The sequence below is a fragment of the Opitutia bacterium genome (assembly GCA_016217545.1).
Lineage (GTDB): Bacteria > Verrucomicrobiota > Verrucomicrobiia > Opitutales > Opitutaceae > Didemnitutus.
This window is the reverse complement of sequence record JACRHT010000016.1, coordinates 599,014-618,006: the sequence shown is the minus strand read 5'-3', so window position 1 is coordinate 618,006 and position 18,993 is coordinate 599,014. Positions and strand designations below refer to the sequence as shown.

Genomic DNA, 18,993 nt, shown 5'->3' with positions numbered 1-18,993 from the left:
CAGGCCGTGAAAGCCGGGCCCGCGAAGTGCCGGCCCGGCGGAGCGCGTTACTTCTTCGCGACCGGCTTCGGCAGCACGACGGCGATCTCGTCGTGCGGGCGCGGGATGACCTGCACGCTGACGACTTCGCCGTAGGCCTTGGCGGCGGCGGCGCCGGATTCGACGGCGGCTTTCACGGCGGCGACGTCGCCGGTGACGACGGCGGTCACGAGCGCGTTGCCGACCTGTTTCATCGGGCCGACGAGCGAGACATTGGCGGACTTGAGCATGGCATCAGTGCCGGCGACGAGCGCCGTGATGCCGCGAGTTTCGAGGAGACCGAGGGCGGATTGGGCCATGGTGGTAGTTGGGTTGAGAGTTGAGGGATGAGAGTTGAGAGAAAGATCAGCGGGCGACGTGGAGGTCGGTGAGGAGGCGGGCGGCTTCACTGGCGACGACGAGTTCCTCGTTCGCGGGAATGGCGAAGACGCGCGTGCGCGATTCGTTGGCGGCGAGGTCGGATTCGGGCGTGTTGGCACCGTTGCGCTCGCAATCGAGATCGAGGCCGAGGTCGGACAGGCCCGCGCAAACGGCTTCGCGGAGCCAGGCGGCGTTTTCGCCGATGCCGCCGGTGAAGGTGAGGGCGTCGCACCCGCCCAGATCGAACCAGAACGCGCCGACCCAGTGGCGGATCGAGTGCACATAGACATCGAGCGCGGTCTGCGCGCGTTTATCGCCTTTGTCAGCGGCGGCCTTGATGTCGCGCAGGTCGTTGCTCACGCCGGAGAGACCGAGGAGGCCGCTCTCCTTGGTGAGCGCGCGGTCGACTTGCTCCGTGGAAAGGCCGAGACGGCGCATTGCGGTGGCGGCGGCAGCGGAGTCGAGATCGCCGACGCGGTTGTTCTGCGGGAGGCCGGATTGCGGGCTGAGGCCCATGCTCGTGCCGATGGCGACACCGTCGGAGATTCCGGTCACCGAACTGGAGCCGCCGAGGTGGCACGAGATGACGCGCACCGGGGCGCCGGGAATCACTTTCGGTCCGTCGAGATAGAGGCGGCGCACGACGGCGGCGATGTCGTCGCGTCCGAGCAGTTCGGCTGAGCGCTCGGCGATGAACTTGTGGCTGGCGCCGTGGAAACCGTTCCGGCGGATGCCGGCTTGATACCACGACTCCGGCACGGCGTAGCGGCGCGCGTAGTCGGGCACCCATTGGTAGAACGCCGTCTCGAACAGCGCGACGCGCGGCACGCTGGGCAGTCGTTCGCGGAAGACGCGCAAGCCTTCGGCGTAGGCGGGATTGTGAGCCGGGGCGATGTCGGCGGTGGCGCGGAGCGCGGCTTCGACTCGCTCATCGGCGAGCACGCAGCCCGTCACGTCGCCACCGAGCACGGTCTTGAACGCGACGGCGGCGAGATCGGCCGGCCCGCGCACGAGGCCGGCGTCGGCGAGTTCGCCCAGCGCCTGATCGATCGCCGTGCGATGATCGGTCACGCGTTCAAAGCCGCCCTTGGCGAGCAGGCGCGCCGCTTCGCCTTGCAGGCCGAAGAGGCGATACTTGAACGAGGTGGAGCCGAGGTTCGCGACGAGGATGTTCATGAGCGATGCGCGAGAGAGCGGTGGGCGGATTTCGAGAAGAGCGAAACAGGTTGGTGGGGGGGAACGCGTTGACCTCAACGCGTTCTCGCCCGAGCGCGTTGGGGTCAACGCGCTCCACCTGGATTTAGCGGCGGGCCGCTCAGGCGACCCACTTGCCGAGGCCGGCGAGGTCCTCGTGCGGGCGCGGGATGACTTGGACGGCGACGACTTCGCCGACGCGTTTGGCGGCTTCGGCGCCGGAGTCGACAGCGGCCTTCAGCGCGGCGACGTCGCCGCGGAAGAACGCGGCCACGTGGCCGGAGCCGATGGTTTCGTAGCCGGTCATGGTGACGTTGGCGGCTTTGAGGGCGGCGTCGGCGGCTTCGATGAGCGCGCACAGACCCTTGGTTTCAATCATGCCGAGTGCTTCTTGAGCCATGGCGAAAGAGGTGTTCGAGGTTGGGGATTAGAATCCGAATTGTTTGACCAATTCGGCGTGCGGGCGCGCGATGACGTGCGCGCAGACGAGTTCGCCGACGCGTTTGGCGGCTTCGGAGCCGGCTTCGACCGCGGCTTTGACGGAGCCGACGTCGCCCTTAACGACGACGGTGACCAGACCGCCGCCGATCTGGATCTGCTTGGCCAGCGAGACGCCGGCCGCCTTCACCATGGCGTCGCTGGCTTCAACGGAGCCGACGTAGCCTTTGGTTTCTACCATGCCGATGGATTCACTCATGAGGATGGGGATTGGAGTTGGATGCGATGGGTTGGGAAAATGGATCAGCGGATCAGCTCGACCGGCGTGCCCGGCCCGAGGCCGCAGGCGTTGCCCTCGTCGGTGTCGATGTGCACCTCGAGTTTGAAGTCGGGTGAGACACGCACGAGCATGCGGTCGAAAGTGATGCCGGCCGGGCCGCCGATGCGGAGCTTCATGAAGTCGCCGGCCTTTACGCCGTAGAATGCGGCATCGTCGGGGTGCATGTGCGCGTGCGGTGCGGCACGAATGACGCCTTCGGGCAATTCGAGGAAGCCGGCCGGCCCCATAAGCATGCAGCCCGGGGTGCCCTTGATGTCGCCGGAGGCGCGCAGCGGAATCTCGAAGCCGAGCGAGATGGCGTCGGTGTAGGCGAGTTCGACTTGGTTGAGGTCGCGGCATGGGCCGAGAATGCGGAGATTGGAGATGACGCGGCTGCGCGGGCCGATGAGCGTGACGCTCTCCTCAGCGGCGAACTGGCCGGCCTGGTAGAGCATCTTCTTCGGCTGAAGCTTGTGGCCCTTGCCGAAGAGCGTGTCGACGGCCGCCTGCGTGAGGTGGCAATGCCGGGCGCTCACATTGACGACGAGCGGGCGCGGCGCCTTGGCCGCGGTGGGCATGGGAAGGTTCAGCCGCTGGTAAACGAGGCGGCGGACGACGTGTTCGATCTCAGCCCGATGGGGCAACGCTGGGGCGGAACTCATCTTTCGGAGAGGGGATTGTGCCAGAGGGCGACAGGCGGCGCTGGGCGTAGGTTGGCTTTTGCTGTGCGGATATGCGCGGTTTCGCTCATATCGGGACTGGAGTAGATTGAGGCAACGGGAACGGTGCGCGCGTCAGACGACCTCGCGGTAGACGTCGGGATGCGGGCGCGGGAGGACGACGGCATCAACGAGCACGCCGGCTTCGGCGAGGACGAGCGCGCCGGCCTTCACGGCGGCGTCGACCGAGGCGACGTCGCCGGTGAGCGTGCAATACGCCTTGCCGCCGAGCGCCATGGCGAGGCGCAGCTCGAGCAGCGTGACGTTGGCGGCCTTGGCGACGGTGTCGGCGGCGCGGATGAGCGCGGCGACGCTGAAGGATTCGATGACGCCGAGGGCGCCGTTCGGCTGCGGCACTTGGGCGCGGCCGATGGCCTCGAGGACTTCCGGCTGGATGTTCGCGATGACGGTCTTGTCGATGAGGAAGCCGTTGGCCGCCTCGGCGCCGGCGGCGATGGCGGACTCGACGGAGGCGGGATCGCCGCCGATGAGCACCATGTATTTGCCGGAGCAGATGGAGCGGCTGAGCAGGAGGCGCACGTCGCCGCCCTTCAGCATCGTGTCGGCGGCGCGAAAGCCGGTGGCGACGCTCGAGAGTTCAAGGAGCCCGATGGATTTCTCTTTCATACGGAGCGGGAGAGGAGGATTTCGGTGGCGGTGACGGCCTCGACGACGCCGGCGAACGGCGCGTGCAGGCGCGAACCCAGCGCGCCGGCGGCGGGCTCGGCGATCGCATCACCGGCGGCCACGCGCGCGCCGACGGCGACGAGCGGCTGGCTCGGCGCGCCGGCACCTTGTTTCAGGCGCAGCGTGACGCGCGCGGGCGCCAGCGGTTCGGCGCGGAGATGGGCGGGAGCATCGAGCCCTTCGAGACTGAGCTTGCGCAGCAAGGCCTTGATGGGGACGCGGCGGCCTTCGCGCATCGGGTGCGGGCGCGGCGTCGTGGGGCCAGACCACTTGCGGTTGGCGGCGCGGAGGGCCGATTTGGCGTCGTCGCAGGCTTCCTTGGGGAAGAGCTGTTCGGGGCACGCGTAGAGCGTGCAGAGTCCGCAGGCGCAGCAGAGCGCGGCCCAGTCGTTCCAGTCCTGTTTACCGGTGGCGTTGAAGCCGAGGCCGCGCATCACGAGGTGCGGCTCGACAGTGTAGCCGAGGAGGAAGCGCGGGCAGTATTCGGTGCAATAGCGACACTGGTCGCAGGCGGACTTGCCGATGCGCGCCTTGGACTCGGGCGGCGTGAGCTTGCGCTTCACGACTGGGTGTTCGTGCGAGAGCACGATGACGCCGGTGGAAGTCTTCGTGACGGGCACGTCGAGATTCGACGTCGTTTCGCCCATCATCATGCCGCCGAGGCAAAGCACCGGATCGGGCACGGTCGCGCCACCGGCGGCGGCGATGCACTCCGCGAAGCTCGTGCCGACGGGCACGGCGAGTGTGACGGGTTCGCGCACGGCGCCGGCGATGGTGAGGTATTTGAGCGTGACGGGGCGGCCGCCTGCGGCGGCGGCGATGTTGGCGAGCGTCTCGACGTTGTTCACGACGACGCCGGCGTGAATCGGGAGGCCGGCGGCCGGAATGAGGCGGCCGGTGACTTCGTGGACGAGATCGTATTCGTCGCCGGCGGGGTAGTAGTCGCCGAGCAGTTTCACGACGGCGCGCGTGCCGGCGCAGGCGGCGGTGACGGTTTCGACGGCGTGCTGGTTCTTCGCCTTGATCGCGATGACGCCGGTGGTGGCGCCGACGGCGTCCATCGCGAGTTCGACGCCGCGCACGATGTCGGCGGCGCGGTGCTCCATGACGGCGGCGTCCTTGTGGAGCAACGGCTCGCATTCGGCGCCGTTGGCGATGACGGTGTCGGCGCGCGCGCTGAGTTTGACGTGGGCGGGGAAGCCGCCGCCGCCCGCGCCGACGACGCCGGCGAGGCGGACGAGTTCAGCCAGATTCATCCGTAGTTGCTCCAGGTGGTGCCGTGTTGAGTGCGGTCAGGTTCATGACTTCAACTGGCGTGGAGCAGCTGACGGGAAGGGATCTTGATGCCGGCGGCGGCGAACTGCTTCGCGTTGGCATCGGTGATGAGGCCGGCGAACTCGCCCCAGCGGGCGACGCGGTGCGGCGTGGTGCGCCCGAGCTTCGTGGCGTCGAGGCAGAAGAAGGTGCGTGGCGTGCGTTCGCAGACGGTCTTTTGAAACGCGGCGATCTCGGCGTGGGAATTGGTGACGCCGTCGGCGTCCATGCCTTCGCCGCCAAGCAGGGCGACGTCGAATTGCCAGTTGCTCAGTGCGCGCACGGCGTCACCGCCGAGGAGCGCGGCCTGGCGTCGCAGGAAGGTGCCGCCGAGCACGTGGAGATCGATGTCCTCGTTCGTGCCGAGCACGGTGGCGACGGAAAGGTTGTTGGTGACGAAGGTCAGGCCGGCGGCCGCGCCGCGCTTGCGGCCGAGGGCGCGCGCGACGGCGAGGATGGTCGTGCCGGCGTCGAGGAAGACGGTGCCCTTCGGCGGCAGCAGCGCGAGAGCGGCGGCGGCGATCTTTTCCTTCGGGCGGCGGGCGCGGTGCGAGCGCTGGGCGAGGGAGTCGAAGGAGGCGTTGTAGTCGGCCAGCGCGCCGCCGCGGGTGCGGGTGATGTGGCCCTCGCCGGCGATGACGGCGAGATCGCGGCGCGCGGTGGCTTCGGAAATCTCGAGTCGCCGGCAAATCTCGGCCAACGGCAGGAAACCGTCGACGCGGATCAGCTGCCGCAGTCGCTCCCGGCGGGCATTGACGATGTCCATGGAGACGCGCACCGCCGGCAGGAGATGGAATTTATATGAGCGGAGACAATCATAAATCCGGCAAGGCCAACCGAAGCCCAGTGCTGCGCAATGCGTGCGAAGGGCGCGAGCGGGCGGCGGCGTGGCCGCTGCGTCGGGCTTGAATGGGGCGGGGCGACGTGCTCCGATGCCCGCCTGATGTCACCCGTTTTTGCGTTTCACCCTGTGATGCCGGCCGCTTGCCGCGCCTGATCATGTCGTCCGCCTCATCCTATCGTGGCAAGCGGGTGCTCATCACGGGCGGCCTGGGCTTCATCGGCTCGAACCTGGCGCGGGCGCTGGTGGAGGCGGGAGCAGAGGTGACCGTCATCGACAGCCTGATTCCCGAGTATGGCGGCAACCGGCGAAATATCGCCGGAATCGAGGACCGGTTGACGATTCACATCTCCGACGTGCGGGACCTTCACCGCCTGCCCAACTTCGTGCGCGGGCAGGATGTGCTCTTCAACCTGGCCGGGCAGACCAGCCACATGGATTCGATGACGGATCCCGTGACGGACCTGGAGATCAACTGCGCGGCGCAGCTTTCGATTCTCGAGGCCTGCCGGCTGCACAACCCGGGTGTGCGGATCGTGTTTGCGAGCACGCGGCAGATTTACGGGCGGCCCGATTACCTGCCGGTGGACGAGGCGCATCCGTTGCGGCCGGTCGACGTGAACGGCATCAACAAACTCGCGGGCGAGCAGTATCACCTGCTGTATTCGCAGGTGCACGGCATCCGCAGCACGGTGCTGCGCCTGACCAACACGATCGGGCCGCGGATGCGGATCAAGGATGCGCGCCAGACGTTCGTGGGAGTTTGGATCAAGTCTGCGCTGCAGGGCGAGCCATTCGAGGTCTGGGGTGGGGCGCAGCTGCGTGATTTCACCTACGTGGACGACGCGGTGGACGCGTTTCTTGAGGCCGGCGCGCGCGACGAGGCGATCAGTCAGGTCTACAACATTGGCGGGTTGGGAAAAGTGAGCCTGCGGGAGTTGGCCGACTTGCTGGTCGAACTCCATCCGTCAAGCGCTGGCTACCGCGTGCGCGAGTTCCCGGCCGATCGCCAGAAGATCGATATCGGCGACTATTATTCCTCTGGCGCGCTCATCGAGCGGCAGCTCGGGTGGAAGCCGCGCGCCGATCTCCGGTCGGCCTTGCGGCTCACGCTGACTTACTTCGAGCGCGAGCTGAGCCATTATCTCTGAGCGAAAGGCGGGCGCGCTCGCCTTTCCTCCATGGTGGACGCTGTGTCTCCTCGCGCAGAGGAGTGCGGCATCTCTGCAACGTTTGCAGGCGCGAAGCGTAGCCCGCGACGGCGGGCGCGCTATCAACAGCGGCGACCGACTGGAAACCCTCATCAATGCCAGGTCGCGTTCCGCGTTAGCTCCCCATGAAATCGACCACCCTGTTACGCACCAACCCAAGCCTCAGTTCTCCTTGCAGACCGGCCGCGAAAGCGTCGCCCCGATTCCTCCCGGTCTTTGTTGCCGCTCTTTTCAGCACGCTGCCCGCCCTCCAGGCGCAGACGGCCCCGGCCGCCCCGGACGCTCCGAAGAAGGACGATGAGCAGGTGGTCCTGCTCTCGCCGTTCGAGGTCAAGGCCAGCGACGCCAAGGACGGCTACTCCGCCGCGACGTCGCTTGCCGGCAACCGCCTCAACACCGAACTGCGCGACATCGGCAGCGCGGTCACAGTGGTGACGAAGGAGTTCCTCCGTGACGTCAACGCGAAGGACAACAAGTCCCTGCTGCAATACACCACTGGCACCGAGGTCGGCGGCACGCGCGGCAACTTCGCCGGCGTCGGCGACGCGGCGCAGCTCAACGAGGACACGCTGCGTCCGAACGACAACACGCGCGTGCGCGGCCTCGCCGCAGCGGACAACACCCGCGACTTCTTCCGCTCCGACGTGCCGTGGGATTCCTACAACGTCGAGCGCGTCGACATGCAGCGCGGCGCGAACTCGATCCTCTTCGGCCAGGGCAGCCCGGCCGGCATCATCAACGCCGGATTGAAGACGGCCCAATTCCGCAACTTCGGTTCGGTCGAGGTCGGCGTCGACAACTACGGCACCGTGCGCAGCACGGCCGATCTCAACCAAGTGATCGTCCCGAAGGAGCTGTCCCTACGCCTGTCGCTGTTGAACCAGAACGAAAAATTCCGGCAGGAACCCGCGTTTTCAGATGATCGGCGCATCTACGCCGCCCTGCGTTACGAGCCGGCGGCGCTCAATCGCGACGGCCTGCTCACCTCGATCAAAGCCAACTTCGAGTCCGGCAGCATCGATAGCAACAACCCGCGCATGCTGCCGCCGTCGGATGCGATCTCGCCCTGGTTCACCGCGCTGAATCAGGCGACCTATAACCAGTTCCAAGCCTTCGACCATCTGTCGGGCCGGCCGAACCACGGGCAATTTCGCGTCAATCTCGCCGCCACTGGCGCGAAGAATCCCGCCTATCAGCCCTACATCGGCACCTTCGCTACGCCGTCCGGTCGCGCGGGCCCGACCGTGTTCATGAACGGAAGCGGCCAAGTCGTGATGGCTACCGATATCATCGGTGCGTTCGTCGCCGGCGGCCGCGGGGCCGACGGCAGCGTCGACGGCGGCATCGCCGCCATGCCCGACAACGGCTGGGTCTCGCTGCAAGGCACGGCGCAATGGGCGATCAACTCCGGCGCTCCCTATTCGAAGGCCGGCCTGTGGAAGAACAAGGTGATCACCGATCCGTCGGTCTTCGATTTCTACAACAAGCTTATCGACGGCGACACGAAGCGCGAATGGCAGGACTTCAACGTCGGCAACGTCAACCTCACGCAGACCTATTTCCACAATCGCGCCGGCATCTCGCTGGACTACTCGAAGGAGCGCTACGAAAACGGCCAGAAGGCGCTGCTCCCGGGCGACGTCCGCCTGCAGATCGATCCCATGGCGGTCTACGGTGACGGTTCCCCGGATGCCGGCCTCGGCAACGGCGAACCCTACTCGAACGGCACGAAGAATCCCAACGTCGGCCGCGCCTTCGTCTCCTCTAACAACGCCGGCGGCAACCGTTCGCTCCTCTCGGAGCGTGAGGCCTACCGCGCCACCGCGTTCGTGCAGCACGACTTCACGGAGAAGGACAACAACCTCTGGCGCCGCATCCTCGGCCAGCACACGCTCACCGGCCTCGTCGGCCGCGACACGGTCGAGACCGACGCCCGCACCTGGCAGCGCTACGGCATCTTCGACGATGCGTTCTACACGCTCTCCGGTCGCGCCGATCAGCGCTTCAATGGCGGACTGATTCCCGTGCAGGTGGTTTACCTCGGCGACTCGCTGCTCGGACGTCCGCTCGCCGGCGCGAATCTCCCGTCCGTCAGCGGCAACACCACCATGGCCAGCGGCTCGATGCGCTATTTCAATTCGACCTGGAACTCGAACGTCAATCCGGCCGCGCCGTGGGAAAACGGCTTCTATCCGGTCGGCAATCCCTCGCGCAACTCGACCCAAGCCGAGAATCCCGCCAACTACGTCGGCTGGAGCACCACGCCGTTCAACATCGTCGACGCTGACGCCTCGGCGGCCAATCGCGACCGCCTCACCACGCGCGCCTCGCTCGGCAAGGCCGAGACCGAATCGAAAGTCTTCGTCTGGCAGGGCAAGTTGCTCGACGACTCGCTCGTCGGCACGATCGGCTGGCGCAAGGACACCGCGGAGTCGTGGGCGTTCGACATGTCGCCGAATGATTTCCCCGTCTCGAAAAACCGCGGCGCGGTGAACCTGAGTTCGGATTACTATCATCTGCCGGCCATCGGCCAGCGCGTCGAGGTCGACTCCAAGTCCTACAGCCTGGTCGCGCACCTGAATCAGCTGCCGCTGCTCCGGAAGACCTTGGAGCGCCTGCCGGTGAACGTGAGCGTCTACTACAACCGCTCCACCAACTTCAAACCCGACTCCAGCCGCGTCGACATCTACGGCGAATCGCTCGCCGCGCCCGCGGGCAAGACGGTCGACTACGGTGTCCGTTTCGAGACCAAGGACGGCCGCTTCTCGCTGCGCGTGAATCGCTATGAGACGAGTAATTTCAACGCGACCAGCACGCAGATCAACGCCGCCTCGATCGGCAACTGGATGCAGCTGACGCAGAACTTCGCGAACGTCTTCCAGTATAACATCAAGCCGTGGGGCTACGACGCCACTGCCGCCGGCGCGACCGGCAGCGACACCGACATCTTCAACACCAACTCGGGCGGCGACCCGATGCGCTACAACTTCCACTACTTCGCCAATCGTCCGCTGCAACCGGGCGAAGTGCTCTCGAACGACGGCGCGTGGATCGTGTCGCCCGCGACCGAGAAGAAGATCCTCGATAACACGCGCAAGTTCCAGCGCTCCGTCGATCCGCGCTTCTGGAAGGCCTGGCGCATCGACACCTTCGGCGACTTCGGCCCGTCGAAGAACGAGGTCACCTACAGCGTGCCGACCGGCTTCGCCATCACCGAGGACAACGTCTCCAAGGGTTGGGAAATCGAACTAGCCGCGCAGCCGAAGCCGAACTGGCGCGTCCTGCTCAACGCTTCCAAGACCGACGCCCGCCGCACCAACATCGGCAATGCGAACATGCGCGAGTTCATGAACCTCGTCGCCGCGGCGCTGAAGGTTCAGGACGGCGTCTCCAAGCTCCACCACTACTGGGGCACCGAGGACGTCGTGACCGCCGGCAAGAACTGGTTCGATGGCGAAGGTCTCGTCGCCGCGCCGGGCAGCGAGTGGCGCCTCGCCCAGCTGGTCGAAGGCACCACGGTTCCCGAGCTGCGCGAGTGGCGCGTCAATCTCGTCACCAACTACGAGCTCGAGACCGGCGCGCTCAAGGGCGTGCACTTCGGCGGCGGCGTGCGCTATCAGAGCGACGCGACGGCCGGCTTCCGTCCGACCGGCAACCCGAACGACCCGACGACCGTCGAGTATGATCTCGCCAACCCGTTCAAGACTCCGTCCGAGACGAACGTCGATCTCTGGGTGGGTTACAACCGGAGGATCTCCAAGAAGGTCCACTGGCACGTCCAGCTGAACGTGAAGGACGCGTTCTCCGGCAAGGAGCTCATTCCGATCACGTATGAGCCCGACGGCACGGTGGCCGCTTACCGCATCGCTCCGACGCGGACCTTCACCCTCACCAACACGTTCACGTTCTGATCCCGGGGGGGCGCGCGGTGCTTGGGGGCGCCGCGCGCCACTCGGAACGGTGACACCGATTCCGCAGCGTTTGTCCGCCGCGCCGCGAAGGCACCGGCGGGCCGCCGCTCCCCTCAAGCGCCGGCGGGGTTCGTCTGCCTCGCCGGTTTTTCCCTTCCGCCTCGTGAATTCTCCCTTTCCATCCGCTCAACCTTCCGCGCCCTGCGACTCCCGCGCGAACGAAGTTTCCGCCCGCACGTTCGATGCGGCGATCTTCGACATGGACGGCGTAGTCACCGACACGGCGGCGCTCCACTCGACCGCGTGGAAGCAGATGTACGATGAATTCCTGCGACATCGGGCGGAGCGCACCGGTGCGCCATTCCAGGAGTTCTCCCACAGCCGAGACTATCGCGCCTACGTGGACGGCAAGCCGCGCTACGAAGGTGTGGCATCGTTCCTCGCCTCGCGCGGGATCGACCTGCCGCTGGGTTCGCCGGACGATCCTCCTCGCGCCGAAACCATCTGCGGGCTCGGCAACCGCAAGAACGAGCTCTTCAACGTCCTCGTCGCGACGAGCGGCGCGAGGGTGTATCCATCCACGGTCGCGCTCATCCGGTCACTGCGGGACGCCGGCGTGAAGATCGGACTCGCAACCTCGAGCCGTAATTCCGCGTTGATTCTCGCGCACAGCCAGACCGCGCCGCTCTTCGCGACGGTGGTCGACGGCCTCGTGTCCGCTCGGCTTGGCCTCCGCGGCAAGCCGGCGCCGGATATCTTCGTGACCGCGGGCGCGACTCTCGGCGTCGCGCCCGCACGCGCGATCGTGTTCGAGGACGCCGTCTCCGGCGTGCGCGCGGGAGCCGACGGCGGCTTCGCCCTCGTGATCGGCGTCGCACGCGACTACAACGCCCGCGAACTGCGCGAGCAGGGCGCCGACGTCGTGGTCGCGGATCTCGCCGAGCTGAATTTGGAAAAAATCAACGCGCAGGTTCGCCTTAAGCGAGCCGCCGCGTGAAGATGAGAGGCGCTATGTCTTCCTCCCTGATCCCCAAACCCCGTCTGAGTTTCTGGCAGCTCTGGAACATGAGCTTCGGCTACGTCGGCATCCAGTTCGGCTTCGCGCTGCAGAACGCGAACATCAGCCGAATCTTCGAGACGCTCGGCGCGAAGGTGGACGAGATTCCGATTCTCTGGATCGCTGGACCCGTCACGGGCCTGCTCGTGCAGCCGATCGTCGGCTACCTGAGCGACAAGACCTGGAACCGGCTCGGCCGCCGCAAACCGTATTTTCTCATCGGTGCGCTGTGCGCCTCCGCCGCGCTGCTGGTGGTGCCGAACTCGCCCGCGCTGTGGTTCGCGGCGGGCATGCTCTGGATCATGGATGCCGCGATCAACATCACGATGGAGCCGATGCGCGCGTTCGTGGGCGACATGTTGCCGGACGAGCAGCGCACGATGGGCTTCGCGGTGCAGACCTTCTTCATCGGCGCGAGCTCGGTTGTCGGCTCGCTGATGCCGTATCTGCTCACGAACGTCTTTCAGGTGGCGAACACCGCGCCGGAAGGCCACGTGCCGGACTCCGTGAAATGGTCGTTCGGCCTCGGCGGTGTCGTCTATCTCGCCGCGGTGCTGTGGACGGTGTTCAAGGTGCAGGAGTATTCGCCGGAACAGCAGCGCGCGTTTCACGGCGAGCCGGAGGCCGCCGCGGGCGGCAGCGAGGACGGCGTCGTGCTCGATCCCGCGCGCTACTATCGCTTCGGCGGCGCGGTCGCGCTGGTGGGCGTCGTCTTTACTGCGCTCATTGTGGCGCTCAGCTGGGACAAGGGCCTCTACATTCTCTCCTGCGGAGCGATCTTCTACGGGTTGCTGCAAGTGGTGACCGGCTGGCGTTACGCCGCCGGCAAGAAGCGCGGCCTCGTGGAACTCATCCACGACGTGAACAACATGCCGGCCTCGATGCGGCAGCTGGCGCTCGCGCAGATGTTCACGTGGTTCGCGCTGTTTGCGTTCTTCATCTACGCGACGGCCGCGGTGACGGAGTATCACTTCGGCAGTTCCGATCCGAAGACGGCGGCCTACAATGCCGGCGCGAACTGGGTCGGCGTGCTGATGGCCGTCTATAACGGCGTGGCCGCGCTCGCAGCGTTCCTGCTGCCGCCGCTCGCGCGGCGCCTGAGCCGCGTTCGCACGCACGCGCTGTGCCTCGCCGTCGGCGGCCTCGGGCTGGGCTCGATGTATTTCTTCGCCGAGCCGAAGCTGCTGATCGTCTCAATGATCGGCCTCGGCGTGGGCTGGGCGAGCCTGCTCACGCTGCCTTACGCGATCCTCAGCAGCGTCGTGCCCTACCGGAAAATGGGCGTCTACATGGGCATGTTCAATTTCTTCATCGTCATCCCGCAGATTCTCGCGGCGGCGGTGCTCGGCCTGCTCGTGCGCACCGTTTTCCACGGGCACGCGATCCACGCGCTGCTGCTCGGCGGCATCTCGATGATCGTGGCGGCGGCGCTGTCGCTGCGGGTGCGCGACGAGGCGCGGCCCACGTAATTTCGAATGAAACACCTTTGGGAAGTCAGCACCACCGAGTGCGCCGGCAGCAAGGAAAGCCTGATGCGGCGGGGCAACGTCTATCAGATCGCGAATGGCTACATGGGCTATCGCGGCACGTTGGACGAGTTCGGGGCGGACGAGGCCGTCGGCATCACGCTCGCCGGCCTGTTCGACCAGGTCGGCTCGGCGTGGCGCGAGCCGGTCAATGCCCCGAACGGTGCCTACACGAAGGTGGCGATCGACGGCGTCGAACTCTCGGCGCTCGACACGACGGTGACGCAACATCGGCAAACGCTGCACTTCGCCAATGCGTGCTTTGAGCGCGAGACGCGTTTCGCTGTCGCCGGAAAGTCGGTGGCGATCCGCTCGCGCCGCTTCCTGAGCGCGGTCGAGCCGAACCTCGGCGTGGTCGAATTCTCGGTCGAGTGCGACCAAGCCGCCGAACTCACGATCCGAACGGGCATCGACTACCAAATCTGGGATCTGAACGGCCCGCATTTGCGCGAACTCGCGGCCTCGGTCTCCGAAGGCGTGTTCTGCGTGCAGGGACGGACCCACGAGGCGGGAAAGCACGTTGTGGTCGCCGAGGCCGTCGGCGGGGGACTGGTCGCGGATGAACATGCGGATTCGAGCAGTCGCCTTCTGCGCATCGCGCGTCGGGCGCTGCAGCCCGGCGTGCCGGTGACGTTCGCGAAATATTTCGCGGTCTTCACGGATAACGATCGCGTCAATGCGCCGCTCGCATTGGCCGCGATCGAAGCGGTGAAGCGCGCGCGAGACCTCGGCTTCGCTGCCTGCCTCGCACGGCACGACGCGGAATGGGCGCAGCGGTGGGCGCGTTGCGATGTGTTGATCGAAGGCGACGACGAGGCGCAGCTCGCGCTGCGTTACAGTCTGCTGCAACTGCTGATGGTCGCGCCGGTCGCGGGCAGCGCGAATTCGATCCCGGCGCGCGCGCTGTCGGGGCAGGTCTACAAGGGCGCGATTTTCTGGGACACGGAGATGTTCATGTTTCCGTTCTTCCTCCACACGTATCCGGAGAAGGCGGTCGAGTTGCTGCGCTATCGCATCAAGACGCTCGATGGCGCGCGCCGGAAGGCGGCGACGGAGGGGCCGGGCTATCGCGGGGCCTTCTACGCGTGGGAAAGCCAGGACACCGGCGACGACGCCTGCACGTATTTCAACATCGGCGATCCGATCACGGGCCGCGAGTTGCGCACGCACTTCCGCGACAAGCAGGTCCACATCAGCGGCGACGTCGCGATCGCGCTGTGGCAGTATTTCAAAATCACCGGCGACGACACGCTGCTGCGCGAGGGCGGCGCCGAGGTGATCCTCGAATGCGCGCGGTTCTACTACTCGTATGCCCACTTCAAGAAGGACCGCGCGCGCTACGAGATCCTCGATGTCATCGGGCCCGACGAATACCACGAGCGCATCAACAACAACGCGTTCACGAACGTAGTCGTGCGCGAGACGTTCGAGATCGCGCTCGCGGTCGTGGATCACCTGCGTCAGCGCTGTCCGGAAGAACTCGTGGCGTTGCTGGCCAAGCTCGACATCGAGCGCGAGTTGCCGGCGTTCGCCGACGCCGCAGCGCGGCTGTTTGTGCCCGCGCCGGATCCGACGACGGGCGTGATCGAGCAGTTTGACGGCTACTTCAAGCTGCGCGATGCCTCGATCGACGAGCTGAAGGCGAAGATGGTGCATCCGCACGAATACCTCGGCGCGGGGCAGGGACTCGCTGTGCCGACGAAGGTCATCAAGCAGGCCGACGTCGTGATGATGCTGAACCTGTTCAAGGCGCGCTACTCGACGGAAGTGAAGCGCGCGAATTGGGCCTATTACGAGCCACGCACGGAGCACGGCTCGAGCTTGAGCGCGTGTGCGTATGCGCTCGTCGCGACGGAGTTCGGCGACACCGAGTCGGCTTACCGCTATTTCCTCAAGACGGCCACGATCGATCTGAAGGCGGCCTACAAGGTCTACGTCGGCACGATTTTCATGGGCGGTTCGCATCCCGCCGCAAACGGCGGCGCCTGGATGACCGCCGTGCTCGGCTTCGGCGGCGTGCGCGCGGACGAGAATCAGCTCACGATCGATCCGCGATTGCCGTGCCAATGGCGGGCGATGGAGTTCGGCCTCGAATATCGCGGTGACCGATTCCGCGTCCGGATCGAACCGCAAGCGGTCACGATCACGGCGGCCGACGGGAATCGGGGCGTGCCGGTGATCGTCGTGGCCGAGGAAACCGTGAAGTTGCCCGCCGGAGCGAGGCGCACGGTGCAGCGCGGTGGAACAGCCAGCGCCGGCGCGCCGGATCTCGCCGCGGAATCGATTTCTTCGTCATGAAACGTGCGCGCTTCCTTTTTCTGGGCTCGATCAGTCTGGCCGTTTGGGCGGCCCCGCTGTCCGGCGGAGCCGAGCGTCCGGTGGGCGCCGAGATTCCGTGGACCACGCTCGAGGTGGAAGGCATGCGCACTTCTGGCGTGGTGCTGGGGCCGGTCTACGCTCCGCACCGCGTCGAGATGGAGTCGTCCGGCCAGCAATGCGTGCAGCTCGCCCGCGCGGGTGAATTCGTGGAGTTCACCGCGCCGCGGGCGGCCGACGCGCTGGTGTTGCGCTACAGCTTGCCCGATGCGGCGACTGGCGGCGGCACGACGTCGAAGCTGTCGCTCACGATCAACGGCCGTGCGGCCGGGGATTTGGCGCTCAGCTCCCGCAACGCGTGGCTTTATGGAAACTACCCGTTCTCCAACGACCCGAAGCAGGGGAAGGCGCGGAATTTCTACGACGAACTGCGCTTGAAAGGATTGACGATTGCGGCGGGCGACGTCGTGCGTCTCGCGAAGACGGCGGACGACGGCGTGAATTGCGTCGTCGATCTCGTCGACCTCGAGTGCGTGCCTGCGGCGGTCGCGCGTCCGGCGGGTTCGTTGTCGGTGATGGATTTTGGCGCGGGCGGCCGAGGGGAGACGGACGACACCGACGCGCTGCGTCGTTGCGTGGCCGAGGCGCGGAAAAAAGGCGGCATCGTCTGGGTGCCGGCCGGCGACTACAAGATCACGGGTGACATCGTGGTGCCGACCGGCGTGACGATTCAGGGCGCCGGCATGTGGCACACGACGTTCGTGGGCGATGCAGCGCTCTATGGCGATGCGACGCGGCGCGTGCGTTTCAAGCTCACCGGATCGAATGTCCATGTCGCCGATTTCGCCATGGTCGGCCAACTCAACTACCGCAACGACGAGGAACCGAACGACGGGCTCGTCGGCGCGGATTGTCGGGACGCTTCGATCTCGCGCGTGTGGGTCGAGCACACGAAAGCGGGCGCGTGGATCTACAACGGCGTGCGCCTCGTGATCGACGGCTGCCGTTTCCGCAATCTTCTCGCCGACGGAGTGAACCTTTGCGTGGGTTCGACGCACTCCATCGTGCAGAATTGCACGGCGCGCGGCACGGGCGACGATTGCTACGCGATTTGGCCGGTGCCATTCGACCAAGGGCACGACGAGGGCGCAGAGAAACCCGGGCATAACGTGATCCGGCGCTGCACGGGTCAGCTGCCGTTCCTTGCCAATGGCGGCTCGCTCTACGGCGGCGCCGGCAACCGCATTGAGGACTGTTTGTTCACGGACATTACGGCGGGGTGCGGCATCCTGATCAGCACGTCGTTTCCGACGCGCGACGCGGAGCGGAAGATCGACAACAATTTCAGCGGCATGACCGCCGTGACGAATTGCCGGCTCGTGCGGTGTGGCGGCTACGACCACACGTGGACGTGGCGGGCGGCGCTGCAGATTTGCATGGAGCGGCGCAGCATCTCCGGCGTGCGCATTCAGGGCCTGGAAATCCGCGACAGCTTGTCGGACGGCATCTCGGTCGTCGCTCCGGGCCGGGCGAAAGGCGAGGGGACCCTCGCGGACACGGTTCTGGAGGACGTCGTCATTGCCGGGGTCGGACTCGGCGCCCCGGGTCGCCCGGCGCTTTGGATTCGCGAAGATGCGGACGGTGCGCTGCGGCTGGTGCGCACCGATCTCGCGTCGATTCGGAACGACTCGGCGACCTTCCAAGTCCGCTAGCCTCGCAGGTTGCCGCGCGACGGGGATATTTGCGCGGCGAATGGGGACGAAGGGCTTTCTGCAAACGTTGCAGGAACGGGTCGGCGGGGTTGACCGAAGGAGACCGAGAGGACATCAACGCGGCATGCTTTCGGTTACCCCAGCCGGAAAGGTCACCCTTCAGGACGTCGCGGCCAAAGCCGGCGTCTCGATCTCGACGGTGTCGCGGAGCCTCAGCGGGGCGGTGAGCATTGCCAAGGACACGCAGGCGCGCGTCCTGTCGGCGGCGGAGGAGCTCGGGTATCGCCACAATCCGCTGCTGGGCGAAGTGATGCGTTCGACGCGTCGCGGCGGTCCGAATCAGTATCTCGGCACGCTGGCCTACCTCACGCCCTACGACGACGTGCAGGAGTGGCGCGGCACGCCGACGTTGTGCCGGCACTGGTCGGCGGCGCGCGAGCAGGCGGCGTTGTTTGGTTTCGGCATCAGCGAATTCGCGCTGACCTCGCACGGCATGACCGGGCGGCGGCTGGGGGAGATTCTCCGCGCGCGGAGCATCGCTGGCATCCTTCTCGCGGCGTTTCCGAAGGATCCCTTCGAACTCGTGCTGCCGTGGGAGCATTTCGCGACGGTGCCGGTGGGCCACATGGTGCAGAACCCGCAGCTCGACTGCGTCGTGAGCGATCACACGCAGGGTGTGCTGCTGGCCGGTCGCGTGCTGGCGGCCCGCGGCTACCGCCGCATCGGACTCGCGATCGAGCATTACCAGAACTCGATCACGAATCACGGCTGGGCCAACGGCTGCGCCGCGCTGACGACCGAGATTCCGGACCTTGCCGCGATCCCGCCGTTCCTGCCCGATCACATGGACGAGGCGGGCTTCCTCGCTTGGGTGCGCGACCACGAAGTCGATTGCGTGCTCACGCTCTCGACCTTCCGCAACGCGCCGAATCCGATGCCGGGCTGGCTCGCTGGCGCGGGCCTGCTGTGCCCGCGGGACATTGGCCTGGTCTCCCTCGACATCACGCCGGCGACGGCCTCTTGGGCGGGCATCGATCAAAACTCGGACGAGATCGGCAAGGCTGCGGTCGATCTGGTGCTCTCGAAGATCCGGGCTGGCGAGCGCGGCATCCCGCGCGTCCGCCGCAGCCTGCTCGTGCACTGCCACTGGCGCGACGGCGGCACGGTGAGGGCGGGATCGGCGGCCTAGGGACCGCACCGCATGTGCCGCTGATCCTGCCCCTGAAAACTGGACTAATGTTGTGTTAGTCGTCGGGGCCGGATAAATCCGAAAATCCCAGCCCCGCCCCGTAGAAAATGGTCTGAAGAGCAGATCATCTATGCGCTGCGTTCCGTGGAAGACGTCGCAT

15 protein-coding genes are annotated in these 18,993 nt (G+C 66.4%); 7 read left to right on the top strand and 8 right to left on the bottom strand.

Annotated features, from left to right (window positions below; all coding sequences use genetic code 11):
* Positions 1 to 47: 47 nt before the first annotated feature.
* The 8 genes from HZA32_14975 to HZA32_14940 all read right to left on the bottom strand — a co-directional run bounded on the left by HZA32_14975 (position 48) and on the right by HZA32_14940 (position 5,848).
* Positions 48 to 338: a BMC domain-containing protein gene (locus tag HZA32_14975; protein MBI5425380.1), complete on the bottom strand. Its 291-nt coding sequence runs from the start codon at positions 336 to 338 to the stop codon at positions 48 to 50.
* A gap of 46 nt (positions 339 to 384) precedes the next feature.
* Positions 385 to 1,575 (bottom strand): acetate kinase, encoded by a 1,191-nt coding sequence (locus HZA32_14970; GenBank protein MBI5425379.1) that lies wholly within the window; start codon positions 1,573 to 1,575, stop codon positions 385 to 387.
* A gap of 139 nt (positions 1,576 to 1,714) precedes the next feature.
* Positions 1,715 to 1,993 carry a BMC domain-containing protein gene (locus tag HZA32_14965; protein MBI5425378.1) on the bottom strand — a complete coding sequence of 93 codons (279 nt, stop codon included), beginning with the start codon at positions 1,991 to 1,993 and terminating at the stop codon, positions 1,715 to 1,717.
* A gap of 27 nt (positions 1,994 to 2,020) precedes the next feature.
* On the bottom strand, positions 2,021 to 2,290 hold the full coding sequence (locus tag HZA32_14960; GenBank protein ID MBI5425377.1) for a BMC domain-containing protein: 270 nt from the start codon (positions 2,288 to 2,290) through the stop codon (positions 2,021 to 2,023).
* A 44-nt stretch (positions 2,291 to 2,334) separates the two neighbouring features.
* On the bottom strand, positions 2,335 to 3,012 hold the full coding sequence (locus HZA32_14955) for a phosphate propanoyltransferase (GenBank protein MBI5425376.1): 678 nt from the start codon (positions 3,010 to 3,012) through the stop codon (positions 2,335 to 2,337).
* 132 nt (positions 3,013 to 3,144) lie between these two features.
* Positions 3,145 to 3,696, bottom strand: a complete 552-nt coding sequence (locus HZA32_14950; GenBank protein ID MBI5425375.1) for a BMC domain-containing protein — start codon at positions 3,694 to 3,696, stop codon at positions 3,145 to 3,147.
* Positions 3,693 to 5,012, bottom strand: coding sequence for a 4Fe-4S dicluster domain-containing protein (locus HZA32_14945; protein MBI5425374.1), 1,320 nt, complete (start codon positions 5,010 to 5,012; stop codon positions 3,693 to 3,695). Before HZA32_14945 ends, HZA32_14950 begins: the two co-directional genes overlap by 4 nt.
* Positions 5,013 to 5,062: 50 nt before the next feature.
* Positions 5,063 to 5,848 carry a DeoR/GlpR transcriptional regulator gene (locus tag HZA32_14940; GenBank protein MBI5425373.1) on the bottom strand — a complete coding sequence of 262 codons (786 nt, stop codon included), beginning with the start codon at positions 5,846 to 5,848 and terminating at the stop codon, positions 5,063 to 5,065.
* 221 nt (positions 5,849 to 6,069) lie between these two features.
* On the opposite strand from HZA32_14940, the gene HZA32_14935 reads away from it, so the two are divergent.
* From HZA32_14935 to HZA32_14905, 7 genes are all read left to right on the top strand, one after another.
* Positions 6,070 to 7,062, top strand: a complete 993-nt coding sequence (locus HZA32_14935) for an NAD-dependent epimerase/dehydratase family protein (protein MBI5425372.1) — start codon at positions 6,070 to 6,072, stop codon at positions 7,060 to 7,062.
* Positions 7,063 to 7,247: 185 nt separating this feature from the next.
* Positions 7,248 to 11,033 carry a TonB-dependent receptor plug domain-containing protein gene (locus HZA32_14930; protein MBI5425371.1) on the top strand — a complete coding sequence of 1,262 codons (3,786 nt, stop codon included), beginning with the start codon at positions 7,248 to 7,250 and terminating at the stop codon, positions 11,031 to 11,033.
* The gene (locus HZA32_14925) at positions 10,954 to 12,030 is read left to right on the top strand and encodes a beta-phosphoglucomutase family hydrolase (protein MBI5425370.1); all 1,077 of its coding nucleotides are present in this window, start codon (positions 10,954 to 10,956) and stop codon (positions 12,028 to 12,030) included. The genes HZA32_14930 and HZA32_14925 overlap by 80 nt, the downstream gene beginning before the upstream one ends.
* Positions 12,031 to 12,044: 14 nt before the next feature.
* Positions 12,045 to 13,559, top strand: a complete 1,515-nt coding sequence (locus HZA32_14920; protein ID MBI5425369.1) for an MFS transporter — start codon at positions 12,045 to 12,047, stop codon at positions 13,557 to 13,559.
* Positions 13,560 to 13,622: 63 nt separating this feature from the next.
* Positions 13,623 to 15,914 carry a glycoside hydrolase family 65 protein gene (locus HZA32_14915; protein ID MBI5425368.1) on the top strand — a complete coding sequence of 764 codons (2,292 nt, stop codon included), beginning with the start codon at positions 13,623 to 13,625 and terminating at the stop codon, positions 15,912 to 15,914.
* Positions 15,911 to 17,644: a hypothetical protein gene (locus HZA32_14910; protein MBI5425367.1), complete on the top strand. Its 1,734-nt coding sequence runs from the start codon at positions 15,911 to 15,913 to the stop codon at positions 17,642 to 17,644. The genes HZA32_14915 and HZA32_14910 overlap by 4 nt, the downstream gene beginning before the upstream one ends.
* A 124-nt stretch (positions 17,645 to 17,768) precedes the next feature.
* On the top strand, positions 17,769 to 18,833 hold the full coding sequence (locus HZA32_14905; protein MBI5425366.1) for a LacI family DNA-binding transcriptional regulator: 1,065 nt from the start codon (positions 17,769 to 17,771) through the stop codon (positions 18,831 to 18,833).
* The last annotated feature ends 160 nt before the right edge of the window (positions 18,834 to 18,993 follow it).